This is a genomic window from Desulfoferrobacter suflitae (assembly GCF_022603395.1).
Classification (GTDB): domain Bacteria; phylum Desulfobacterota; class Syntrophobacteria; order Syntrophobacterales; family Syntrophobacteraceae; genus Desulfoferrobacter; species Desulfoferrobacter suflitae.
In genome coordinates this window covers 60,998-85,418 of record NZ_JAIBKA010000002.1, presented here as the reverse complement: position 1 = coordinate 85,418, position 24,421 = coordinate 60,998, and the positions used below count along the sequence as shown (strand labels likewise).

General features: G+C 52.7%; 22 protein-coding genes. 6 read left to right on the top strand and 16 right to left on the bottom strand.

Features of this window, described 5'->3' with window-relative positions; genetic code table 11:
• Positions 1–18: 18 nt before the first annotated feature.
• The 9 genes from gspD to K1V27_RS03260 all read right to left on the bottom strand — a co-directional run bounded on the left by gspD (position 19) and on the right by K1V27_RS03260 (position 10,242).
• On the bottom strand, positions 19–1,890 hold the full coding sequence (gspD, locus tag K1V27_RS03300) for a type II secretion system secretin GspD (protein ID WP_258928102.1): 1,872 nt from the start codon (positions 1,888–1,890) through the stop codon (positions 19–21).
• A gap of 394 nt (positions 1,891–2,284) precedes the next feature.
• On the bottom strand, positions 2,285–2,857 hold the full coding sequence (locus K1V27_RS03295) for a type II secretion system protein GspM (RefSeq protein WP_258928101.1): 573 nt from the start codon (positions 2,855–2,857) through the stop codon (positions 2,285–2,287).
• Positions 2,854–4,437: a PilN domain-containing protein gene (locus K1V27_RS03290; RefSeq protein ID WP_258928100.1), complete on the bottom strand. Its 1,584-nt coding sequence runs from the start codon at positions 4,435–4,437 to the stop codon at positions 2,854–2,856. Before K1V27_RS03290 ends, K1V27_RS03295 begins: the two co-directional genes overlap by 4 nt.
• A 76-nt stretch (positions 4,438–4,513) precedes the next feature.
• Entirely contained in the window at positions 4,514–5,383 is an 870-nt protein-coding gene (locus tag K1V27_RS03285) for a type II secretion system minor pseudopilin (RefSeq protein WP_258928099.1), read from the bottom strand.
• Positions 5,380–6,066 carry a PulJ/GspJ family protein gene (locus tag K1V27_RS03280; RefSeq protein ID WP_258928098.1) on the bottom strand — a complete coding sequence of 229 codons (687 nt, stop codon included), beginning with the start codon at positions 6,064–6,066 and terminating at the stop codon, positions 5,380–5,382. Before K1V27_RS03280 ends, K1V27_RS03285 begins: the two co-directional genes overlap by 4 nt.
• 30 nt (positions 6,067–6,096) lie before the next feature.
• Positions 6,097–6,537 carry a PulJ/GspJ family protein gene (locus K1V27_RS03275; protein ID WP_258928097.1) on the bottom strand — a complete coding sequence of 147 codons (441 nt, stop codon included), beginning with the start codon at positions 6,535–6,537 and terminating at the stop codon, positions 6,097–6,099.
• Positions 6,538–6,612: 75 nt separating this feature from the next.
• Positions 6,613–7,176: a prepilin-type N-terminal cleavage/methylation domain-containing protein gene (locus K1V27_RS03270; protein WP_258928096.1), complete on the bottom strand. Its 564-nt coding sequence runs from the start codon at positions 7,174–7,176 to the stop codon at positions 6,613–6,615.
• Positions 7,160–8,347 carry a type II secretion system F family protein gene (locus K1V27_RS03265; RefSeq protein ID WP_258928095.1) on the bottom strand — a complete coding sequence of 396 codons (1,188 nt, stop codon included), beginning with the start codon at positions 8,345–8,347 and terminating at the stop codon, positions 7,160–7,162. The genes K1V27_RS03270 and K1V27_RS03265 overlap by 17 nt, the downstream gene beginning before the upstream one ends.
• A gap of 194 nt (positions 8,348–8,541) precedes the next feature.
• A complete protein-coding gene (locus K1V27_RS03260; RefSeq protein ID WP_258928094.1) occupies positions 8,542–10,242 on the bottom strand; it encodes a GspE/PulE family protein in 1,701 nt (566 codons plus the stop codon).
• 173 nt (positions 10,243–10,415) lie between these two features.
• Between K1V27_RS03260 and K1V27_RS03255 the strand changes: the two genes are divergently transcribed.
• Positions 10,416–10,646, top strand: a complete 231-nt coding sequence (locus tag K1V27_RS03255; RefSeq protein WP_258928093.1) for a transposase family protein — start codon at positions 10,416–10,418, stop codon at positions 10,644–10,646.
• A 181-nt stretch (positions 10,647–10,827) separates the two neighbouring features.
• Here the strand turns inward: K1V27_RS03255 and K1V27_RS03250 are convergent, their stop codons facing one another.
• From K1V27_RS03250 to K1V27_RS03235, 4 genes are all read right to left on the bottom strand, one after another.
• Positions 10,828–11,244, bottom strand: coding sequence for a putative toxin-antitoxin system toxin component, PIN family (locus tag K1V27_RS03250; protein WP_258928092.1), 417 nt, complete (start codon positions 11,242–11,244; stop codon positions 10,828–10,830).
• Complete coding sequence (locus K1V27_RS03245; protein WP_258928091.1) at positions 11,234–11,464, bottom strand: hypothetical protein; 231 nt, start codon at positions 11,462–11,464, stop codon at positions 11,234–11,236. The genes K1V27_RS03250 and K1V27_RS03245 overlap by 11 nt, the downstream gene beginning before the upstream one ends.
• A 1,103-nt stretch (positions 11,465–12,567) precedes the next feature.
• Complete coding sequence (locus K1V27_RS03240; protein ID WP_258928090.1) at positions 12,568–12,882, bottom strand: CcdB family protein; 315 nt, start codon at positions 12,880–12,882, stop codon at positions 12,568–12,570.
• Positions 12,882–13,130, bottom strand: coding sequence for a type II toxin-antitoxin system CcdA family antitoxin (locus tag K1V27_RS03235; protein WP_258928089.1), 249 nt, complete (start codon positions 13,128–13,130; stop codon positions 12,882–12,884). The genes K1V27_RS03240 and K1V27_RS03235 overlap by 1 nt, the downstream gene beginning before the upstream one ends.
• Positions 13,131–13,696: 566 nt before the next feature.
• Between K1V27_RS03235 and K1V27_RS03230 the strand changes: the two genes are divergently transcribed.
• Both K1V27_RS03230 and K1V27_RS03225 read left to right on the top strand, forming a co-directional pair.
• Positions 13,697–14,743, top strand: a complete 1,047-nt coding sequence (locus K1V27_RS03230) for an ISAs1 family transposase (protein ID WP_258928088.1) — start codon at positions 13,697–13,699, stop codon at positions 14,741–14,743.
• 235 nt (positions 14,744–14,978) lie between these two features.
• Positions 14,979–15,758 (top strand): hypothetical protein, encoded by a 780-nt coding sequence (locus K1V27_RS03225; RefSeq protein WP_258928087.1) that lies wholly within the window; start codon positions 14,979–14,981, stop codon positions 15,756–15,758.
• 45 nt (positions 15,759–15,803) lie between these two features.
• Here K1V27_RS03225 and K1V27_RS03220 read toward each other — a convergent pair whose 3' ends face one another.
• The 3 genes from K1V27_RS03220 to K1V27_RS03210 all read right to left on the bottom strand — a co-directional run bounded on the left by K1V27_RS03220 (position 15,804) and on the right by K1V27_RS03210 (position 18,693).
• Positions 15,804–16,901, bottom strand: coding sequence for a hypothetical protein (locus tag K1V27_RS03220; RefSeq protein ID WP_258928086.1), 1,098 nt, complete (start codon positions 16,899–16,901; stop codon positions 15,804–15,806).
• Between the two features lie 41 nt (positions 16,902–16,942).
• Positions 16,943–17,785 (bottom strand): 1,4-dihydroxy-6-naphtoate synthase, encoded by an 843-nt coding sequence (locus K1V27_RS03215; RefSeq protein ID WP_258928085.1) that lies wholly within the window; start codon positions 17,783–17,785, stop codon positions 16,943–16,945.
• Positions 17,786–17,880: 95 nt separating this feature from the next.
• Positions 17,881–18,693, bottom strand: coding sequence for a phosphorylase family protein (locus K1V27_RS03210; RefSeq protein WP_258928084.1), 813 nt, complete (start codon positions 18,691–18,693; stop codon positions 17,881–17,883).
• 553 nt (positions 18,694–19,246) lie between these two features.
• Between K1V27_RS03210 and dusB the strand changes: the two genes are divergently transcribed.
• The 3 genes from dusB (at position 19,247) to K1V27_RS03195 (ending at position 24,373) form a co-directional block, all read left to right on the top strand.
• Positions 19,247–20,299 (top strand): tRNA dihydrouridine synthase DusB, encoded by a 1,053-nt coding sequence (gene dusB / locus K1V27_RS03205; RefSeq protein WP_258928083.1) that lies wholly within the window; start codon positions 19,247–19,249, stop codon positions 20,297–20,299.
• Between the two features lie 108 nt (positions 20,300–20,407).
• Positions 20,408–22,138 carry a 4-hydroxy-3-methylbut-2-enyl diphosphate reductase gene (ispH, locus tag K1V27_RS03200; protein ID WP_258928082.1) on the top strand — a complete coding sequence of 577 codons (1,731 nt, stop codon included), beginning with the start codon at positions 20,408–20,410 and terminating at the stop codon, positions 22,136–22,138.
• Positions 22,139–22,291: 153 nt separating this feature from the next.
• Positions 22,292–24,373, top strand: coding sequence for a PAS domain-containing sensor histidine kinase (locus K1V27_RS03195; protein ID WP_258928081.1), 2,082 nt, complete (start codon positions 22,292–22,294; stop codon positions 24,371–24,373).
• The last annotated feature ends 48 nt before the right edge of the window (positions 24,374–24,421 follow it).

The following is a 24,421-nucleotide window of genomic DNA, read 5'->3' as shown; positions in this document are numbered from 1 at the left end:
GCGAACCAGGGGATTGCGTCAATAGCTCACCCTTCTTTCAATGCGGCTCTTGAGGGATTCCAGCTTCTGTAAAAATTGGCCAGTCTGCCGAACTTCCTCATCTCTGTTGATGATGACATGCGGGGTGATGGCGATGATGAGCTCGGTGCGCTCGTATCGATCCCCCTTGGAGCCAAACAGGGGCGATATGAGCGGAATATCCTGCAGGAATGGGATGCCTCCCTTGGTGAATGTTTTGCGGTGTTCGATAATCCCCCCGATGACCGCCGTTTGACCATCTTTGGCCAAAAGAGTGGTCTTGACTTTGCGCTCACTAAAGCCTGGTGAATCAATATTGGAAAACTGGCCTGCCGGCAGTGGAGTGCGTATGGTCTGATCCACCTCCAACCGCACTTGCCCGCCCTCGTTGATATGGGGCGTGACATTGAGAATAATACCCGTCTCTTCATACTGAACCGAAGTTACTGTGGTGCCGCCTTCGGTGACGCTTGTTCCCGTGGAGATGGGCTGACGCCCGCCCACGGTGATGGACGCTTCCTGGTTGTCGCTGGCGAGCAGTGTGGGAGTAGAAAGAACATTGACGTCGGTCTTCTCGGCCAGGGCGTTAATGAGAAGCTTCACATTGGCACTGTCCCAGAATAATGCGTACCCATTGAAAGTCGACGTTCTGAGATCAATGTTGGTGAAGTTTGTGTCTCCGGATTTCAATCCCTGTTGCACGCGATCGTCTTTGAGAAACCATTCCACTCCATATTGAAGGTTCTTGTTCAGGGTGATTTCTGCCAGCAGAACTTCAATGAGGACCGCTCTCGGTACGATGTCAAGAGCCTCGACCACGTTGCTGATCATGGCGTAGTCAGCGGCGTTAGCTCTTATAACGAGAGCATTGTTGACTTCATCGGCAATGATGACCACTTCTCCGGTTAACGTGGTGGATATGGAAATCCCTTCGCTCACCTGGGTCTTGGCTTCTCCTTCCTGCTGTGCAGTTTTGGTCGCACTGACGATCTGTTCGGAAGGGCTTTTCTTGTCTGATTTGCCACCCGTCTTGAAAACCTGGTTGAGAATGTCGGCGATATCCTTGGCCAAAGCGTTCTTGGAAAAGTAGACATAGACCTGCTCTCCGGTCTCCTGACCGCGCACGTCCAGGGCCGTGAGCCAGCGCTTGGCCGTTTGCAGCACTTCAGGATTCTGGGCCATGAGCAGGACGCCTCCATACTTTTCCAGCGGTACAAAGGCTATATCCGTCTTGAGCCCACTTTGCTTGAAGATGTCCAATTTGCCCATCAACGATTCGAGGCTCTTGACCGCCTCTTCCGGAGTCAAGGCCTGCAGAGGCACAACTTCCATGCCCATTTCACGGAGTATGTTGACGTCCAAACTGCGAAGAATATCGATGACCGTTTTGGCGTTATCCGTTTCATCGGCAAAAATAACGCTGTTGGTGAGGGGGTCGGTGGCGATGGGCCGCCCCGGGGTAAGGAATAGCTTGATAGTGTTCACCGCCTGGTTGACGTCCACGTATCTGAGTCTGTAGATGACAATAACCGGGCTGATGCCGGACGGATCCTTTTCCACATAGAATGAGCCGGCAAATGGCAATCCGCTTGAAGTGCTCCTTTGCACCGACTGAATGTAATAGATGCCTTTTTGCGGTACTACCGAGATATTACTGGCCGCGTAGGCCTTGGTGACCAACTGGAGCAACTCCTGCTTGCTGAAGTCGCCTTCCAGGTACAGGCTGATTCTCCCCTGCAACGCGGGATCCAGCACATAGTTGAGCTTGAGGTAGTCGCCGAATATTTGAGCGGTCACCTCGGCAACATCCGCCTTGTCGTAGTTCAAAATGACCTTCTGTTTCTCCGCTCCGCCGGGAATGCTGCTGGGCACTGCCTGCGCCCCCGGTGGAGTGATTAAACCGGTGTCAAGCTGGGCCGGTTTACTCATCATGGGGGGTCTGGGGGAAGCCGGAGGAGCGGTGCTGGGCCTTGCATATTTTGCAGGGTCTGGAGCGGATTGGGGTACTGTGGAGCTGGAAGGAGCTCCAAATTCGCTCCCGGGTCGGGGCGGCTGTTTGGTTTGACTGGATGCACAGCTCCCTAAGAATATGATTGAGAGAAGTAAAAATAAATACTTACATCCATTCATGAGTCGGCCTCTTTGGTTTCTGTTGTACTCTTGGGTAGAACATTATCCATTCCCGGGATTTCCTGTTGCAGCCGATGTCCAGGGTATGAAAAAAAGTTGCTGAATGCCATTCAATCCTCGCCATCATGCACTTCTTCTAGCCTTTTTCCATCAGGGCCGCAAGGATTACATTGACCACCAGATCGGGTCCGGTCCTGCGCCGGATATTTTGGATGTTGATTTCTTTGACCAAAATAGATGTGTGAAAGTTCTTGATGCGCTCGAGAAAGTAGTACAAGCCTTCAATATTGGTCATGAAATTAAACCTGATGTGGACTTCCTGATAGAGCCCGAACTCCTTGCTGGCCAGAACCTGGTATGTCTTGATATCGAGTTTTGGCCCATCTTTTGTGGATAACAGTTCACTGAGGGAGGCAGCCAGCTGATACGGGTCGGTGCCTTGAAACAGTTGCGCCTGCATCTGTTTCAATTTGCTCTCCTGCTTCTGCATGTTCTCTTTGATGTCCTTGGCTTGTTCGAGCTTGCTTTGATACTTACCGATGAGCTCCTGCTGTTGGTCCACCTGGGTCTGAAGAGTCTCTATTTCGGCGCTGATGGGTGCCAGCCAGACCAGATAAATGGTCAACAGCGCCAGCAGCGTCACCAGTACGGTCAGAAAAGAAATGCGATACCTCTTCAGGTCGGTAAAACTTGGTAGCCGCAACATCATGACCGCCCAGCATCCGGGTCAAGGGTTTGATTGTCATCGCCAGGTGCCGGCGGCGACCTGCGGATAATCGTCTCGTTATCATCCGGCGGCATCATTGCCTGCCCTTCAGTACCCTTTCCATCCAGTTGTCGCAACGATGAGGACGGCGGTTGGATGGACTGCCCCGCTTCCTGTGGCAGCTCAATCACGCCCCCCTCCAGGGGGATTGCTTCAAGGGTTGTACCCAAGGTCTTTACATTGAGTTTGAGCTGTAAATTAAAACGCTCGTTATCGTTTGAAGGGTTGCGTGTCACGGGAGAGGCAAAGCGCACGTCCTCGAAACCTTTAATTTTCGAGAGCTCGGTGAGATACTTGATAGCAGAAGAGCTTTCTCCCCGCAGCATGAGCTCCCCTTCGCGCAAGGAAAGGTAATTCAGCCAAGTGTCCTGCGGTGTCAATTCGGTGAGCAATGTCAATACACCGAGCATGGGGTAGCCTTGATCGTTGAAGGTTGCCAGAGCTTGTTGGTCCTGCTCAAATTTGCTGACTCGGTTCTGCAGCTGTTCAATCGGCTTCCATTGAGCTTCCAGTTGGGTCCTTTGTTTCTTTAGCGTTTGTACGTTCTGCAGCAGGCTATCATAGGATTTGACCTGATAAAAGGCATAAGCCGAAAACAACACGATCACGGTAATGATCATCCACACGGCCTTGGGGACCTGCCAGGGTTTGAGGAGCAACGGTGGATTAAAAGTCTCGATCGCCTCCTGCTCCAGCAGATGATCCACCCAGAGCACCAGCGGTGAATCCTCGATCTCGATGACTTCCACCGGCAAATCTTCATTTTGCCATGCGGCCACGCGATTTCGTTCACTTTCAAGCGCACGGCAGATGAGCTGAACGGGACTCTGATTGGATGTTTCGGTCCCATCCAAACTGCGCAGATTCTCCCGAAACAGGCGGAATTGTTCCTGGCCTTTTCGAACGATGGTGGAATCCAGCAAAAGCCCTTTGTAGAACTTATGAATCTCGAGACGTGAGGAGTCGATCACACGGCCGAATATATGCAGGTCCTGCCGGGTTTTCTGCGCCTTGTTGTCGGGGAGAAACACCTGGTAGTGAGGGGCCGTAGGGACAACGCTGAATGTCTGGAAGCTGCTTCCTCCCAAGGCCTGAAAGAACTTCTCGTAAATGTCGGTGCGTAAGGAATAGATCGGGACAGAAAGGTGACCATTGACGGCAACCGCCTGCCCAAAAAAATGGAAGGTTTGTTCCGGTTCTTGAAAGACATTCTCCGGCCAATCGAACCCCAGAGCCTCTTCCAGATTGTTTTCCAAAGCGGCGGGGTAATGCTCTCGGTGAAAGCCATAGTAAAGGCGGGGTAACAACAACAACAGCGCGGTTGTACCTCTGCCTCTCGGTCTCAGGCTGAGCCGCTGGAGAAATTCAAAGATTCCCTCATTGTCAGGTACCGGGAATTGTTCGATCGAGTCGACCTGCCAGGATCTCCATTTGCGGTGTGCCCTGAGAATGTCGACTTGTCGGGGCTCGACGTATACCGCCAATAGCTGCTTGGGGCGTTGGCTAATGAGACGTCTTAGCAAATGGCTTCCTCTCAAATCACTGACTCAAACAAGCTGCAAACCGCTGCACAATTATCGATAAGCCAGGGTAACGGCATCAAAGGACTTTTCGATAAAGTACTTCATAGCCCTTTTCAGACTCCGGAGCATAACGAATAATCAGCCATAAGACAACCGGAGGCGGCCCTGTGGATGACTTGCCACAGGAAAGGATTCGATAAATTCCATCCGGCTCCCAAGTCACATACCTCACGTCGGCTTCTTCCAGGATCTCTTCATCTTCCAGGCTGACGTTTTTACCATGTACCGTAAACATCTGAAACAAAGAATCTTTGGTCGCGAAGAGCTGAAATTCGTCCTGTACAATATCGCTTTCAGGCTGCTCCTCCCCCAGATTGAAACCGTAAAAGAGCTGCTGGGTTATGCCGGGTATCAACAACATTTGGTCAATGCTGGTCAAGGGACCGTCAAACGGAACGTTGGGCAGCTCTTCTTTTGCATACCAATCTTTCTCGGCGCCATGCAGTCTGGGCGTCTCATCAGCGTCCAAAAAGTCTGCAATCACGTCCGCCAGAGTGTCCGCGTCCTCATCTTCAATCCCCCGTTTTTCGAGTACGGCTTTGATCTGCAGAGGGTTGGCCTCGTTCACATTGACTTTGTCCGTCTCTTTCTGAATGACTACCAGGGCCTTTCCGGTCTGGTAGTTTACTTCGTGCAAGGTGCCGTCGGGTTGCCAGGTCAGTTGCTCGTCGCCCTCTGTTTCCAGCGAAATGGGTTGCCCCATTCTGGCTATAGCTTCGTAAGCGCCGCCAATGGCCAGATAGAGCGCTTGCAACCTGCGCAATTGGTGCACTTTCTCCTCTGATTGCAAGCGCGTTTCCGCTCCAATCTGCAGAGCAAGCCACATGATCAGAGCACAGATCCAAAGGACCGCGACCATTACAATCCCGCTCTGGTCCCGCATCATGATCCCCCCACGATCTCACGCCGTTGGGAATTATCCTTGCTCTGAGGGAACAGCAGGTCTGGTACGATTATTCGACTCGCAGTCGTTTCCTCAAGACTCCATCGCACCATGACGGTTCCGGGCAATTTTTCCGGATCATCCCAGGAATTGGTATACCCTTCGTCTTCTTCCCCGGAATATTCGAGGGCAAAATTGTCCACTTTGACGGGGTAAAAGCGTGGCCGTTGACTCTCCACATCTGGAGCCATTTCGATGAATTCCCTGAGCTCCTCGTGATGGTAAGGATCCAGGGGTATTTCGGCATAATATAAGGTCTTGTCTTGTGGCAGATAGGTGTATTTTGCCACCACAGGAACACCTCCCGACAAGGCCTTGACGGAATGATCCGTGGCCACTACCAGGGAATGCTCACTCCCCACAAACAGAGGACCGGCGGCGCCAAACTCCGAGGAGACGGGAGTGGCATCGAATTCGGCCAGCTGCATCACCAACAGTTCCATAAGCAAGGAAAATTCATTCGGCTTCTGGTCCTGCCTCCGTTCCCACATTCTCAGGGAAAAGGTCAGGGCGACCGAAAGGATGCCAATGACCAAAGTGGAAATCAATGTTGCCAGCACCAGTTCCAGCAGAGTAAAGCCGCGGCACTGGCCCAGCACTTTGGGTGCAGCCCGTTTACCTCTCATGGTTCAAATCCCGAAGAGCTCAAACGTTCCCTAAAACTCAGTCCGCGGAATGATCAGACTAAATTCAAGCAGGTTTCCTTGATAATCGATCTGAACACGATGCAGATCTCCCGCGCGATTGCTGATATCATACCCGTCCGGTCCCTGAACAGTGGCTGTGGTTACCTTCACTGAGGGTTCCCCGGGCAGCTCATCCAGGGTGAGAATTCCTTCCTTGGCTTTTTCCGGGTAGAGGATGATTTCCTGGGCCGCTGCTTCCAAAACGGGCTGAACGGCGCTTTTTTTCTCCACCCGTTGGATGAATTGCAGAGAAACGGAGATCACACCCATCACGCCCCCCACGATTAGCGTTCCCAGGATCAAACTGACCAGCACTTCAAGCAGGGTGAAACCGGCCGTCGCCTTCCTGCGGGAAAACCTATGCGCCGTAGTCCTGCAGGCCTTGTGGCACTTGTTCCCGTAATTATGCATTACCGCTCCCCCCGGCCGTTCCAGCCGAAACACCGAACTTCCTGTCGGACGATTTCACACAGCACGATCGCGTTCCTAATTCGAGTCCCCCTGAGACAACTCAATGATTCCGAAGAGAGGATTGATGGAGATGCGGAAAGACCGCTTCTTATCGAAGACAATTTCCAGGTCACTGCCCACCAGGCTGCCGTCGGGATAAAACAAAATCAGTCGGTCACGCGTTTCGGGGTCTTCTTCCAGGTTGTCTGCATAAATGTCGACATTTTCCGGTATCGGCTTCCCTGGCGGAGCCTTTAGATCATATAAACGTTCGAAACCCCTTATGCGGAAGGCCGTGACTTCTCCACGGTTCATTGATTGCAGACGGGCACGCCTGATGGTTTGTACGAATTCCTGCAGAAACTCCCGATCTTCCATGCGCTTCCAGCCGGCCCCGATGCGCGGGATGACCAGCCCTATTGTGAGCGTTAGGATAAACATCACAAGGATCAGTTCCACCAGAGTGAATCCACGGTCCACACCCAGGTCTTCGGGTCCGGGCAAAAGGCGTGACCGCTGATTGTTGACATGGCTCATGTGGCTCATCAGTTCGCCGGCCTGGCAGCCTCCGTTGGAAACCACCTTAAAATTGGATTTCATTGATCCCAAAGATGGCGCTGAACATACTCATGACCATGGCTCCGATGATCAGACCGGTGAAGATTATGACAGCCGGTTCCATCAGGGTCATGATTCTCTGCAAAGTCCTTTGCAGCTCGCCTTCAAAATAGTCGCCCAAGGAAATGAGACCTTCCCCAAGATTGCCTTGCTCTTCAGCAATGCGCAGCATGGTGCCGATCCGGGGTGGGAAGGGGCTGCGAGTACGAAAAAAATTGCTCATGGAATGCCCTGCTTTTATTTCCTGGTGCAGCGTTGAAATGGAATTCTTGAGCACGGAGTTCATCAGCAGCTGTTCTCCCAGGCTGATGGATCGGAGTAAAGGCACCCCAGCTTGTACCATGGTGCCCAGGGTCCGGCAAAAACGAGTGAGCTCGCTGTGTAGAATCAGGTAGCGTGTCAGAGGGATACGAAAAAGGATCTGATCGACTTTTTGACGAACGGTGTTCTTGCCGTATAGATATTTCCCTCCCCAAATTCCCAGGGCCATCAACAGGGGGATAACCCACCCGTATTCTTTGAGGAAAACCCCGGCTTGCAGGAGTATCTGGGTAAGCAGCGGAACCTCTTGATTCAGATCCTCAAAGATTTGAGCGAATCTCGGTATGACGTAGATCAGGAGGATCACCATGGATATCAGGCTGATGCCTATCAAAATCAACGGGTAAATCATTGACGAAATAAGACTTTGCCTGAAAGCGCGGCGTTGTTCCAGATACAGGGCCAGTCTCTTTAAAATGGGTGCCAGCGTGCCGCTGGCTTCTCCGGCTCTAATCATGTGGTCAGAGACATTGCCGAAAACATCCCGATACTTGCCCAGAGCGGTCGATAGATCGCTACCCCCCTGCACTTCTTCCAGGAGATCCTGGACTACTCTCTGGAAGGCTTTGTGCGTTTGATTGGTGCTGACCAGAGCGAGGGCGCGGTCAACCGGCAGGCCGGCATGGAGAAGGTCCGACAGCTCGCCGAAAAATCGAATAACATGCTCTTCGGGGATCCGTCTGCGCGTGCGCCTCTTGACCGGCTTGATTTTGATGGGATAAAGACGGCTCGATTTGAGCTTTCGCGCCGCCTCCATTTCCGATAAAGCTTCGAGAACTCCGCGGTGTGTCTCTCCCTGGACATCGCGTGCCTGATACTGAAAATAACCCATGATGCTAACCCTGTCTTGGTCGCTGCATGACTTCTGCAAGTCGACATCGGAAGCAAAGAGTGCCAAACCGGGCCGGGCGGAACATGATCTTCCCGGTAATGCCTTTCACCATATGCTGTCGGCCATCCAGCAGTCCGACCGGGAATGACGGGCGTTCCCTCTCCCTCGACGGAGAGGGGGGCGCGGACAGGCTTCTAGGAAAGACTGGTGACCCGCAGTACCTCTGAGAGTGTGGTGACTCCATCGAGGGCTTTCCTGTAACCATGATACAGAAGAGGCCGATAGCTCTGCTGAAACGCCAGCTGGGAAATATGCCCGGCACTCTTACCGGCGACTATGGCGGATCGTATCAGCTCGGTTATGGGCAGAAGTTCAAAGATCCCCTGGCGCCCCCGAAAGCCGGTATAACCGCACTTGTCGCAACCTTTATTGTGATACAGCGTGGGTGATGGGGGGAGATCCTCGATGACTTCTTTCAGACGGACTATGTCCACATCCCTGGCAGGATAAGATTCCTTGCAATGAGGGCAGAGCACCCTCACGAGGCGCTGTGCCATGATCCCCAAAAGAGAGTCCGCCATAAGAAACGACTCTATCCCCAAATCTCTGAGCCTGGAAATGGCGCCCGGTGCATCGTTGGTATGCAGGGTGGACAGCACCAGGTGCCCGGTGAGAGCAGATTCAATGGCAATGTTGGCCGTTTCGTGGTCGCGAATCTCGCCGATCAGCAGCACGTCGGGGTCTTGCCGGACGAGGGAGCGCAAAGCGTTTGCAAAGGTCAGATCGATCTGCGGCTTGACCTGGATCTGATTAATGCCGTTGATCTGGTATTCTACGGGATCTTCTACGGTTAAAATCTTTCGCTCCACGGAGTTCAATCTCTTCAGTACTCCGTACAGCGTGGTGGTTTTACCCGAGCCTGTTGGACCTGTGACGAGGATCATGCCGAACGGGCGCTCAATCATCTCTTTAAGGAGAACGAGCTGCTGATCGTCCATGCCCAGAGTGTCCAGCTTGTATTCGACATTGTCCTGCGCCAGCAGCCGGAGAACAATACTCTCGCCGTATATGGTGGGAACACTGGAGACTCGAATGTCAACTTCCCGGTTGCCGAACCTCAGTTTGATCTTGCCGTCCTGCGGCAACCGGCGCTCGGCGATATTGAGATTCGCCATGAGCTTCAGGCGGCTGATGATGGCCGGTTGCATTGTTTTGGGAGGCTGATCGAGATCAAACAGCACGCCATCGACTCGGCACCGTACTTGAAAACTCCTCTCGAACGGCTCAAAATGAATATCCGATGCGCGCATGTCCAAGGCGCGCGAAATCAAAACATTCACCAGTCGGACGATCGGGGCCTCCTGTGCCAGACCTCGCAGGTGCTCCAGATCTTCTTCAAACGGGTCCGCGTTGACCACCAAACCTTCGCCGTTTCGCGAAAGTGCTTCAGCTTCTCTAACGGCAGCGCCATAGAGTCGATCGATAGAGGTGCGAATCTCTTCCCGCTGCCCCAAGCACAAACTAATTTCCATGCCGCTGAAGTAATTGCCTAAAATCTCGAGCAGGGAGAAATTCATCGGATTGTTAATCACCACCCTGACTCGCCCGCTCTCAATCTGTATGGGCAGGATCGAATGTTTCCTCAGAAAGGACATGGAAACGTCTTCCAAAAGTACCGGCTTATCGGGATAATCCTCGCGGTCCAGCAAAGGCAGGTCTAAATATTCGGAAAGTACACTGAGTATTTTGCCTTCGTCAGTGAATTCAATGCGCTCGAACGCCTCGATCAGCGGCAATCCTTCGACAAAATAGGAGGTGCGGAGTTGTTCAACCTGTTTGTCGATCAAGCCCAATTGGTTGCGAAAAGTTTCAATGAGAGGTAACGAACTATCCATGATAATACCTCGATTCATGAGTCAATATTGTTGCGTCTCTTATCAAATCGTGGGTTAAAAGTAAACTTTGCCGGCATCGAGAGCAGGGCAATCGCCCGTAATAGGGCCGGACATCCGGGAGAAAGTGTGCAAAGCTACCTTGGTGAACCATATTATCCCCAGGAGGACTTGCCATGGCAGAGAACGTTTGCACAACGATCATCGATCATTTCTCCGAGTTGCCCGATCCACGGATACTGTTGAACGCAACGCATAAGCTGGTAGACATCGTGGCCATGGCCTTGTGCGCCGTCGTTACCGGGGCTGATGACCGGGTGGAGATTGCCGCCTATGCAAAAGCCAGGGAGGCCTGTTTCAGAGAACTTCTGGACTTGCCGGGAGGCGTACCTTCCCAACCTGCTTAATCTCATCTATTATCCCTTCGCGTGTGTGCATGTGTAACAAACTCTCCTTTCCGACCTTTGAGCACTGGGCTAAGCAACAGCTTAAGCGGCACGCAACCACGCGGTCCGAGAGCTTGCGAATAGCACCACAGAATGTCTCCCACGTGGTTTCGGGTCCGGTTCAAGCATTCGTTGGGCGATTCTACTTGAACCTGCTTATGAATTCTTGAGGCGTCAGAATCGCCACCCCACGGAATGGGTTGAGAACCAATAGATCGCTGTCACCGCTCACGATGCAGGCGGCATTGCCACTTATTGCCAGTTCGAGAAATTTGTTGTCCTTGGGATCACGGCATTCTGTCAGTTTCTCGGTGATGTCTATCACCTTAGCATCTCGAATGAAAGCTGCGAGGAACAAGAGCCTTTCTTCTTCGCGTAGGTAGCGATTAAATTTGGGGCGACGAAGCACTTCATCCAGTTCGTCGATCGTATCAGTCGACACGAGAACAATCCCTTGGGCAAAGGCTGGATCGACCGCTTGCCGCGGAATTGATCGCGGTAAAACGACGGCACTAACCAGCACACCGGTATCCGGGACAAAGCGAGCGTTACTCGTCATGGAGGAGGGCTTCCAAGATCTCGGGAGTCAAGCCGCGTTCCTCGGCCTTGGCGCCAATGTCGTCCATGATTTCAACAAGTGAATTCTTCGGCAGTTCAGCCAATTCGCGCAGCCGCAATCGAAGCAGGAGTTGGATTTTCTTTTGGTCATCCGGTGATGCCGTGCGATACGCGCTTGCAGTCTCAACATCAACGGGAATCGTGATGAGTGCCTCTGGCATTGAGTCTTCCTTCCATCTGTTTGTTGAATCCCCGTGCACCTGCTTCCATTATAGCCCAAGCCTTGTGCAAAGCGCACAGCTCGATGATGCGTGTGCGAGGCATCCGATCGGGTAGGTCGGGGGCTTCTCAGCCCCTTTCCCCCCTTAAAACCGTGCGTGAGACTTTCGCCTCACACGGCTCAAGCATCTCAAAAGGCAGCCCTGGTGGGGGGCGGCCCGGCTATGTTACCTCCTAAGCCGAAACCATGGCCCGATATTCCCGGGCGGACATGGCCGGCAGCAGTTTGCTTCCCTTCTTGTTCCGACGACGCCAGAAGTAACCAGCGTACTCCGGGAGATAAGGATTGGCAGCCGCTTTGATTTTGACGTATCTCCGAATTCCTATGGCACGGACTCGCAGGACCTTGTAGATTCTTTCCTTGGCCTCGGCGGTCTTGGCTTATGATAACTGTTTTGACTGCAACCTCTGCGGCAGAAACTGCGATCAGAACTGCGCTCCTCGGGCTGCTAAACTGGAGTTCTTTCGCCTCCCTCAGTAACTCATGTCCGACCGATTCTTGTGAATTGGATTCGAGAAGCTCCCGGATCTCCACTTGATCAACTTTGTGGGGTTCAAGAATGGAATGTGGTGGAGTGACGCTCTGAATCGAATACCGACCGGGAACCGGATGCCAGGCCACCCCATTATTGTCGGAGCAGAACAATCCTCGACTCGCAATTGGGGCAGGCGGGCCTTCCTGCGCATATCTCCAATGCAGTATGTCTACCAGTGCACGGCCGATTGAAGATAGCTTTTCACTTACGGCATCAACAAACGATACGAAAGGGTCTGGATAGTATTCAAGGCCATAGGACGAACCCTCGCGATGGACCATATCCTCAGCAGACCTTGCCTTTTCTCGCTCTAGAGGGCGTTTCCCCTCAAACAATGCATTGAAGACTGGTAGGGACCTTTTTGTCAGTTCAAAATCTCCAAGTATATCGAGGAATGCATTGAAGCTATGGTAACCTTTCGATCTTTCCTCGGTGGTGGGGGCTCTGATGAGCACTCGAATGTTCTCCGGCCCTTCTAGCTCAAAGCTCAATGTACCGTTAGATGTCCCTCAGAATCCGATGAACAGAAAATCAAGTGCAGCAATGATCTCGTGACGCTGATCTTTTAGTGAACTAACCTTCTTCCCCATAGACCGTACTGGAACACCGGCCAATTCTGCTGTGGACATAAATACTTCGGTGCCTTCAATCACAAACCCTGGATTAAGATGCTTGATGGCTTTACCCACGGTTGAAGCGGCGACAAGCGGTATCACTACACGTGTTGAAAGCGTATCGAGCAGGTCAGCCTGGACGTCGAGCACATAAGGAATGGCCTGATTCGTTTCTTCATTGGGGTTTTCAAAGACATCAAACTGTGCCATCAAAACCTCCTCAAGCCGTCACTGAACACCCCACCTGCTTCAATGCGACGATTATAGGCTTCAATGGCATCGCGATTCTCTTCCTTCCACTCTCGGCGCTTTTCCTCGATCAGCATCTCGACCAGGCGCTGTTCCAGAGCGTTGGAGAGGTTGATGTGATAGTCCTTCGCCTGGCGAAGAAGGTCGCTGTTGATGCTTAGATTTGTCGGTTTTTTCGGTGCATTGGTATTGTATAGACTCTCTTGCATGATATCCTCCCTATGCGCATTTATGATGCGCATATATTACCCATCTTGGTGAGCACTGGCAAGACATTTTCCTGAGCAGCTACTTGCCTCGCTCAATCGGGTAGGTCGGGGGCTTCTCAGCCCCTTCCCCCCCTTAGAACCGTGCGTGAGACTTTCGCCTCACACGGCTCAAGCATCTCAAAAGGCAGCCCTGGTGGGGGGCGGCCCGGCTGTGTTACCTCCCAGGAGGAACAGACGCAAATTGGCAACTCATCTCGACACGTTTGCTGTGCTGATGCTCTCAGCCAAAAGCTAGCAATAGATTTTAACGCTCCAGTATTACCATTTTCCCGGAACAACCGTGGTTATGTTTTCTCTCCGTATATAGCACTCGTTGCAAACAATGTATTTTCCGGTCTGCGGATTTCTGATTGGAGCAAATATGATTTTCGCCCATCCGTTGCCAACATTTTCTACAGTGACAGCAGCTTTCTTTAAAATAATCCCAATTACTTTTGCATTGTTACTGGGCTTCTTGACGACCCGGCAGGTTTCGCTTTTTATCCATCCCTTTAATTCTGCACAAAATGCTGGCAGACAGAAAAGACGATGATCAGCGACACGGCGCTATCGATCATTTCTCCGAGTTGCCCGATCCACGGATACTGTTGAAAACAACGCATAAGCTGGTAGACATCGTGGCCATGGCCTTGTGCGCCGTCGTTGCCGGGGCTGATGACCGGGTGGAGATTGCCACCTATGCAAAAGCCGGGGAGGCCTGGTTCAGAGAATTTCTGGACTTGCCGGGTGGCGTGCCTTCTCATGACACCTTCGAAAGAGTGTTCGCGCTACTCGATCCCGATGCATTTGGGAAATGCTACGTGGATTGGGTTCGTACCTTGATCAGCATTCCAGATGAGCTGGTGGCTATTGATGGCAAGACCTTGCGCCGATCTCATGATCGTTCCAACGGCAAGTCTGCAATCCATATGGTGGACGCCCGGGCGGTTCATTGTGGGTTGGTTTTGGGTCAGGTGAAGAGGGATGCGAAATCTAATGAGATCACGGCCATTCCAGCACTCCTGAAACTTCTGGATCTGAAAGGCTGCGTTGTGAGTGTCGATGCTATGGGCTGTCAGAAAGACACCGCCGAACAAATCGTTGAGCAGGAGGCCGATTATGTGTTCTCTCTTAAAGGCAATCAGGGAAATCTCCACAAAGAGGTTGAGCTTCTCTTTCAAGATGCCAAGAACAACGACTTCAAGGATCCGCCCCACGACTCATTTACCACTGTGGATGGTGAACATGGGCGGATAGAGACCCGTCGTTACACCGCTGTCGGCGATGTGAACCGGTTTGAAGAGAAGAACAAATGGGCCAAATTGACCAGCTTCGGGATGATCGAGTCGAAAGGTGAAGTTGATGGCAACATCACCGTAGAAACCCGCTACTTCATTTCCAGTCTGCCCAGTAACGCAAAGGGTTTCGCTGCCGCAGCACGGGGACACCGGGCGGTCGAAAATAGTCTCCATTGGTCTCTCGACATTGCTTTCCGTGAGGATGAGCCGAGTAAGATCCGGGCACGCTCCGGCGAACCTCGCGACTATTCGTCGCTTGGCTCTCAGCCTGATTAAGCAAGATCCTAACCGGAAAATCGGTATTAAAGCCAGCCGAAAGCGGGCTGGCCGGGACCTGGAGTACATAAAGCGGCTTCTCGGGGTTGCATGATTTCATGCAATTGTCCTGGCATTGAGAGCTTAACAAAAAAGGATTGTTGAGGAAAAATAGGTACACTTAAAAGCTTAATTATTTTATCATCCTGAAAAGGTTGAGTTGAGGAGCGGAGCAAAGGATCGGGAGTGGTGCTTCATGAATATTGGCAAGTTATTATTATTTTTGATGATTACCTCTGTTGTGCTGGTTTGTGCTGTAAACACATGCAACACGGCCCCTGTCATTGTGGAGAAGAATCTCTTCTCGCCGGATCGTAAACCGGTTTCTGATGAAGAAGCGGCTCCCGAGAAACCTGGCGCAAAAGTTTCCGACGTCGGCTTGCCACCCCGGTCTGTGCAATTGGATGGGGTTTTCATCAGGAGCGGGGTGAAGAAAGCACTGCTGAGGGTGAACACCCGCATCCTTGGCGAGTCGGGGGGCAGAACAACCGATCCCTTTCCTTACATGACGGTGAGTGAAGGGGAATCCATCGGTGATTACAAAGTGTTTAAGATAGAGCCCAGAAGCGTTTCTCTGCAGAAGGATAACCAGCTGTATATCATAAGTCTGTTTATGGACGGAAAAGTTGCTCCTCCCGTTACCCCGCTGCCGGCAGCACCGATATCGCCGGAACCGCCGGCGAGTGCCCAGAGCCCTTCGGGTGCCGAGGCCGCCGGTCAAATCCAGCAGGGATCGCCCCCGAACAACCAGCCGCAACCCGTGCCGGATCCCAATCAGCCGGATCAAAGCCCGCAAATGACCCAACCTCCACAGCAATTACTGCAGCAGAGCGCGGTTACGCCTGCTCCGCAGCAGGTTCCACAGGCCCTCGCAAATCCTGCCCCGGCCGCTGTTCCTCAGCCGCCTGCCCCATCCATTAGGCAACCTCCGTCATCATTTAAATCTCGGCGCACGCCCGCTCCGGTGATGCAATAACACAAACGGTGCCACTCGGCGCCGGTACCGCCGCTGATCTGCTGTCTATCCCACTGACAACAGAAGACATGGGTTCTTAAGGATGGAGCCGGTGGGCAGGAGTATGGCAGCGTTTTTGTCAAACTTTTTCCATAAATCTTCGAGGGTGATTCCGTCCAGGGAAAAAAGGGACAGGGTCCTCCCCTGATTTTGCACGGTTCCGCAATGGGTGCAGCAGCTTGCCAGGCCGTCATGTAATTTGGATGCGGCTTCACCAAGCTCAGTCAGGCGAGTCGGGTCGCCGGGAGTTTCGAGAGCTTTTTCCAGTGCCTGGGCATAGGATGTGCGCAGGTCTGATGATTCCAGCTCGGCAAGCAGGGCTGAAAACCGATCGATTTCCAAATGGGATAGTGACGGAGCTGAGGCGAGGGGCAACTGCAACAGATTGACAGCGGGCTCAGCAATGTGTTCCGAAATGCCTGCAAAGGGATCGGAAAGTTCCTCTGCAACTTCTTTGGCTGTGGTCACCAAGACCGGCGAGCCTGTGGCTGGACTGGATCCGAACAATCGCAGCCAACAGGCGATGCGCTTGGGCAGCATGAAGTTCAGGTAAGTTTTTGCGGACACCAGAGGAATGTCTCCAATATTTTCGAATTCTTCCCAATCCTCTTCACTGGTGATTCCCAGGATGTTGCGGAACTCTTTCTCGAGGCTTTCAGCTTTGCTGATTCCTTCTTCCAGTTCCAGTCCCTGCAGGTCCAGATTGTGAGCCATCTCCATGAAAACGGCTGCTTCCACGAGGGTGGACTCGCTATCCTGCGGATCGTCATTGTCCGATATGCCTTTGATGGTGCTTTGCAGGTGAAAGCGGCTTTCGTGCCACGCATTATCCCCCCTGTTCATGTGACTGATGGAGGCGAGCACTGTACCCTCGCCGACGAGGTCTGCAAAGTTTTGGTATGCTCTCAGCAAAGTTCGAACTTTTTTCTGCTGCTCTTGAGGAATTGTCGGCGTGATTGAGAAAAAATGCTGCCCCCACGCTGGTGTCTGCGGTTGGCGAGCGACCTGCAAAACATGCAGATTTGGCAACAACACGGCCAGATGACGGTATTCAGCCTCTGGCAGAACCGTATGGGGGAACAGAAAATATTTAAACTCGGTCATTTTAATCACTCCCAATCACTCAAACGGCCTGAAGGCTTCATTCAGCGCCAATTTCCCCAAAGTGAATCGATGCGCGGGTCAATTCCCTGCTGCCTGGCGGATGCCTCGAGTAGCACCCGAATGGCTTCCTTTCCTTCATTGCCGAAATCCATGCTGAACTCGTTCACAAACATTTCTATGTGTCGGCGAATGACGCCGGTTTCCATTTCTTGCGCGAGGGATCTTATGTAGGGCCATGCTTCATCAATATGGGTGTGGGCATACCTTATGCTCTGTCTGATCAGTTGTTCCACTCTCTGTGCCGCCGCGTAACCAAAGCTTCGTTTCATCACGATGCCGCCAAGAGGAAGAGGCAGACCGGTTTTGTCTTCCCACCATGAGCCAAGGTCAAGGATGAGTTGAAGTCCCAGCGAAGGGTAAGTGAAACGTCCTTCGTGGATGATAAGACCTGCATCCACTTGTCCTGCAGCTACCGCCGGCATGATCTGATCAAAGGGCATTTCGACGATTGTTCCACCGTGCCCCCCGTGGAGCTGGAGGAGCAGGAAAGCGGTGGTCATCTTGCCGGGAACAGCCAGGGTCGCTTTGCGAAAATCCTGCGTGGAGAACTTCTTGCGCGCCACCACCAATGGTCCGCAGCCTCTTCCCATGGCTCCTCCTGCTGTGAGCAGCAGGTAGTGCCTCTGAACATTGGGCAGGACACTCATGGAAACCTTGGTTACATCGAGTGCACACTTGCTTGCCTTGCCGTTCAGTTCTTCCACATCGGCAAGATGAATTTCAAAGCGCGTGCGCCCCGTGTCAATGAGCCCCTGTGACAGGGCGAAAAATATAAAGGTATCGTTAGGACATGGCGAATAGCCCAGGCTCAGCACTTCAGTCATAAGAGCTCTTTTCCGCGTTTCAGATTTCCTTGGAACACCAGCATGACGGGGGCGCAGCGCTCGGCAAACATGAGTCGCCACAAGCAGGTGATCGATCAATTTTGTTGGTTCATGAAGTAATGCATCACCACAGCATGGCAGTGTGATATGGCCTTTTTCAGCTCCCAGTTGGCTTTATCTCTATCACCGGCTTTGTTACTCACCCCCCTGCACTCTATGAAGGGAATTTTGAAACGGCAGCACGTCTGTGCGATGGCACTGCCCTCCATATTTTCGGTCAATGCGCCATGATTCAGGAATCGCGCGCGGGCCACCTGGAGGTCTCCGCTCACCATGCCAACGGTCAGGCTGGGGCCATAGGCCAGGCGAAAGACTCCTTCGGCCGGGCAACGCTTGCCATCTTCCATCGCGGCAGCGGTGATGCCGCCGCCTGCCCGTGAGCGATACAACCCGGGAGCAATTTGTTGGCGAAGTTGATGCACCGCAATACTTGGGGGCAGCACATCGAAAAAAGTCCCCTCTTCCGTCTCAAGTATTGGAATGCCTATGTCCCTGGATGGGCGGACAGCGTCGCTGGTCAAGACCCCTTCGTCACCGCAGATGAGAGTTTCCGCAATCAAGACATCCCCGATCTCCAATGGTCCTTCCTGAAAGTAACCGCTCCACCCTACATTCCAAACCTGTTCGATGGTAAAACGAGTTAGCAGCGCCGCCGTTGTAATGGCGGCATTGACCTTGCCGATTCCGGTGGTGCCGACAAGCAGGATTTTCCCGTGAAGATTCCCAAGGGCAAACCTTTCTCCCACCATCTCGACGCTCTGCCTATTTTCCAAAGCATCTGTCAAATATTGTACTTCCGGTCGGACGGCTCCTAGAATGGCGGCAAAGATCCTGTCTGGAAAGAGCAATCTATATTTCCTTGCAGCGGAGATGGTGTATTCAAGGCCGGCTGCATATGGTTTTTTCAGTGCCCGTTCGGGCCGACCATCCGGGCGACCGTGCCTACCCGGAGACAAGATGCGTTCAACATCTTTGCATCGTTTCAAAACTTATCATATCTGAATCGTCGGCAAGCTAGCAAACGCCCTTTTTTGTGTCAATCCATAATGCATTAAAGCAGCAATTCTCATTTTGGGCTCCGCTGGTTTGCCGCAGGGTGGGTGGAGGCGCGGTTTTTCGCGCCGCAACCCGCTAAAAGCTTCCTCAATGATGGGTTGCGCTATCGCTGTACCCATCCGACACCAGGTCTGCCGTCCAAAATGAGAATCGCTGGCATTAAAGTCGCTGGGAGGTACAAAAAGACCTGTTCCAGTGAGCACGTTGTCAAGATCTGGAGGAGTTGTTACGATGACCTGAAAATTATTCCCGTGAGCCTCTTTAGAAGCCCTCCCCGGGTCTTTTGCCGGCGTGACGCTTGCACCGAGGTTTGTGCGAGGCTCACATGAAAAGGTTATTATTTATATGCATGAAAGCCAACCCTTGATTCGTCCGGGGGCCCTCGAAATTGGTTCGGTCAAAGTAGATCCTCCCTTGATCCTGGCACCCATGGCAGGAATCACCGACGACATCTATCGGACTCTGGCAGCCCTTTGCGGAGCCGGCATGGTCACCACTGAAATGATCAGTGCAGAAGGACTGAGACGCTCTCAGTCGGCCACACTGCGGCTTTGCAGGCAAAACACCCCGTTGCATGTGCCGCTTGCCGTTCAGTTATTTGGCAGCGATCCCCAGGCCATGGCGCAGGCGGCCGGAAGGGTCGCATCCGACGGTGCACAGATCATTGATATCAATGCGGGTTGTCCTGTCAAAAAAGTGGTCAGACAAAAAGCCGGGGCTTTTCTGATGAAAGAGCCGGATCGACTTATGGAGATTGTTGAGCAAGTCAGAAAGACGGTGGACATTCCTTTGACCGTGAAACTGCGCTTGGGCTGGAGCCAGCTTTCCATTAATATCGTTGCGATGGCACAGAGGCTGGAATCCGCCGGCGTCGACGCTGTCACCATTCATGCCAGAACAGCCGCTCAGCTCTACAGCGGCAGTGCCGATTGGCAGTGGATCGGAAAAAGTAGAGCCGCAGTCAGAATCCCGGTAATTGGCAATGGGGATGTTCGTTGCGCCTCATCAGCTGCCAGAATGATGCGGGAAACGGGCTGTAACGCGATCATGATAGGCAGAGCAAGCCTCGGCAACCCATGGATTTTCAGCCGTATCGCCCATGACTGGGGCTATCAGGTGCCTTCGGCCGTCCCCGGCGACTGGCGGGAGTATTATGACACTGTTCGCGCCCATTTTGACAATTATGTCCTGGAAAAGCGCAAACCTGCGGGGCACTGCAGACAAATCTTGCTGTGGTATTCCAAAGGACTTCCCGAATCGGCCAGACTCCGTTCAGAGTTGTACGCGTTGGACAAAGTGGAACAGATGCTTCCCCATTTCCATACCTGGATCGAGGGCTTGGATGCCCGAGGCTATCGCTTCGACCGCCTGCGGGAGCTGCCTTCGGTCACCCGGTGAAATGCCTCTTGAAAGACGATGGGTGTCGCTCTATAAAGCAAGACGTGGTCTTTTACGTGGTTCGAGGGGGCGTTTGTCCTCCTTTTTTTTGCATGGGATGAGGTCTTGATGAAAGTGATCGTGGCCAGAACGGCAGGATTTTGTAGAGGGGTTAGAGACGCTCTCGATGTGACATTGGAGGCCATCAAGAGCCCGCAAACAGGTGAAAGTATCTGCACTTTTGGTCCCTTGATTCATAATCGCCAGGTTTTGGCCATGCTCGAAGAAAAGGGAATTACTGCCGAGGACCAAATCGAAAATTGTGCCGGCAAGAGGGTGGTCATACGCGCGCATGGCATTCCCCCTCAGGAGCGCAAAAAATTGCGCAAGCTTGGAGCCAGTCTGCTGGATGCTACTTGCAAGCGCGTGGCCAGAGTCCAGGCAGCCATCAAACGACATGCCCGGAAAGGCTTCCATACGGTCATCGCCGGGGATGCAGATCATGCTGAGGTGATCGGTTTGATGGGATACACCGAGGGGCGCGGCGTTGTGATCAACCGTCCTGAGCAGGTTGATGACCTTCCGGCGAATTGGGAGAATGTTCTATTAGTTGCGCAGACCACCCAAAATGAAGAGATCTTCAAGGCTATTCAGGAGAAATTTCGCCAGAAATATCCGAATGCCATGATCAAGAACACTATTTGCGGTTCGACTCACGAACGCCAAAGCGAAGTGAGAGAGATGTGCTCCAGGGTGGAAGCCATTGTCATCGTTGGCGGCTATCATAGCGGAAACACCATTCGGCTGGCTGAGGTGGCAAGAGAGTGCAAGATTCCCACTTATCATGTGGAAACAGAGGCCGAATTGGATACCCAGGAGATGGCCCGCTACACTTCTGTGGGTGTGTCAGCCGGTGCCTCAACGCCCAACTGGATGATTCGCAATGTCGTTCGCCTGCTGGAATCAATCGAACCTGAACGCAACGGCACCAGGTACAGGATCAATAGAACACTCGAACAACTGGTCTACAGTAACGTTTTTGTGGCTTTGAGCGCGGCTCTCCTGGCGTCTGCCGGTCAGGCCCTGACCGGGTTTCCCATTGCCCTCGGGCAATGCCTGATGGCCGCCTTTTACGTTTTTGCCATGCATACCCTGAACCTCTACCTGGATCGAGATGCCATGCGATTGAACGATCCCGGGCGAGCCGCCTTTTACCAGCAATGGAAGGGCGCTTTTACCAGTATTTCCATCGTTGCTGTGGTGGTGTCGTTATGGATGGCGGTGAATACCGGCATTTTAACTTTCTTGGCGCTGGGTTTGCTGGTATTATTTGGAGTGCTCTACGCGGTACCGGTGTTTTTGCCGTCATATTGGCAAAATATATCGGCCCTTAAGATCAAGGATATCCCAGGTTCCAAAACCTTCTTTGTTCCCATCGCCTGGGCCAGCGCAACCGTCCTGCTGCCCCATTTGCCTCGCTTTTGGAGCGGCTTCGGAGGGGCCCTGTACGCTTTTTGGGTGATTGCTCTGTTGGTCTTGATAAGAACGGCGCTGCTCGATCTATTGGCGGTTCAAGGCGACCGTTTGGTTGGCAAGGAAACCATAGTGGTTTTGCTGGGTGAAAATAAGACCGCACATTTCATGAGTGCGATTCTGGTGCTCCTTGCGGTTTCCCTTTTGTTGGGCCCCGTGAGCGGGCTGAGCACAACGTTTGCTTATTTGATGCTTCCCGGCGTGGCCGCTTATGGCTGGTTTTTGCGAATGTGCTTTCAGAAGCCCCTGAAAGAAGATCCGGTTTTTGAGACGATGATTGAATCGGTGCTGATTGGTATCGGTACTGTGGCACTGTTGTGGACCTGATTTGAATCTGATGCTCATTTGCCCCCCTACCTCCTGCTGATGGATTACCTGCATCTCGAGTTGCGTTGCTCAGGGGCTTCTGCTATCCTTTGGCTACGAACCTTCGCTAGACAACATTTCAGGCTTTTTACCCACCATTATCGGAAGATTAAAATGACGTTTGTGGGTCGACTGAACTTCCAGACCAAAATCATTCTTATCACCTTTGCCATGGTCATGCTGATCGTTTTGGCCGGCGGCATAGCGATTGATCGAGTGGTTGTGCCTGCCATGGGAAGAGACGTTCAGGAAGAGGCCTGGAAGATAGCAAACGGCATTGTGGAACAGGTGCGGGAGGTGGTGGGAGAAGATCAGAGGACTCCTTCCAAGTCGCAGCTGGAGTCCCTCCTTTCCCTGATATTTAACGTGCGCGCCAAATTGCTCTACGTCGAACTGCTGGGTCAGGACGGGGAGACCGTTTACTGGATGGGCAGTGATGAGTACCGAGAGGGTGGACAGTCGGTTCTGCTTGAACAGAAAGAGACCGGCAATCTACTTATGAGGCGGTTGGCATCCTACCCGCCGATTTATGAAGTGTTCCGCGTGGGCCAAATGCCGCGCACCGGGCTTGCCATTTCTGCGTTGCGCGTGGGAGTCAGCGCTCGATCGGTGCAAAGGCTCAGTCGGCAGCTGTTCAAGGTTTTGTTTTTTGTGACGTTTTTCATTCTGATCATCAGCTTTTTTCTGATTCGATGGTTTTCGGATATGATCACCCGCCCGGTGAGTCGCCTTCTGCGGATGACCAATCTGCTCGCCAGAGGACAGTTGGAGGATGCCATCAGGGAAGTGGAAAGGGCTCCGCCCTGTTTGCAAAAGCTGCAAAGTTCCGGAGCCAAATTCCTGGGGAAGAGTCATATTCCGGCATGCTGCCCCGTCCTGGGGCCTTCGACCGTGGCGCGACCTTCGACTGCATTTCAGAAAGACTCTGAAACACCTTGTGACTTGTGCGAGGCATTCAAACGTCCAAGCGGAGATGAACTGAGCAAACTGCTTCTCGCCTTCCATTATATGGCAGTCAATCTCAAAGCCTACCAGGAAGAGTTGCGGCAGCGCTACGAATTTGAAGAAAGACTTTGTGAGGCATGCCCTGATGGAATCATGGCCAATGATATGGAAGGCAAAATCATCCTGTACAATGAAGGGGCTCAGCGCCTCATTGGCTACGACCCGGCCGAAGTGCTCAACAAACTATCCGTGCGCGAGATTTACCCGCCCGGAGAACCCCATAAGATCAAAAAGGCCCTTTTGATCGACGACTATGGCGGTCCCGGAGTGTTGCTTGACTACACGACCGAGCTGATCCGAAAAGATGGAACCCACATCCCGATCCGCCTGTCCGCAACGATCCTCTATGACGGAGTGCAGGAAATTGCAGTGGTTGGCTATTTTCATGACCTCTCCGAGTTGCACGAGCACATGCACGCCCTGGTCTCCACCAACGAACGTTTGAATAAAGCCAACAGGGAATTGGCGCGACTCAATCACCGTTATCTGGAAATGTTGGGATTTGTTACCCATGAGCTCAAATCCCCCATTGCCAACAGTTACATGAGCGCCAATGCACTCCGGCAGGAGATCTTCGGCTCGTTGGCTCCAGAACAATCGATCATGGTTGAGGCCATCTGCCGCAATCTTGACCAGTCGATGGAAATGATTCGCCACTACCTGGACTTGTCACGCATCGAAAAGGATGAGATGCAGGTCAATCCACAACCGACCAGGATACTCTCTGAAGTGATCGATCCCGTGGTAAAGGGGCTGGCCGGTGCGATTCTGGAACGAGGTGTGGCGCTTGCCACCGAAGTGCCTGGAGATTTGGTATGGACACTTGATCCCGAATTGTTCCGCGGTGTGGTGACCAATCTTATGAATAATGCCTTGAAATATGGCGAGAAGTCCGGAAGCATCCGTATTTCTGCCGAGGATTTGGGTGATCGCATGCGCTTGGAAGTGTGGAACAGCGGCCCCGGCATCAGTCCCGAGGACCAAAGTAAACTCTTTCAGAAGTTTCAACGCCTGCAATCTTCCAGACAGTCCTCGGTTCGCGGCACCGGCCTGGGATTGTTTATCACCAAAACCATTGTGGAAAGGCACGGAGGAAACATCCGAGTGGAAAGCCGGGAAGGAGAATGGGCCAATTTTATCATAGAACTGCCCAAAGAGAACCCTCCGCAGATCAGCCGACATTCGGCCTGAAGGGCCAGAGGAGGGGGCGGGCGCTGCAACCTGCCGGGAGAGGCCCAG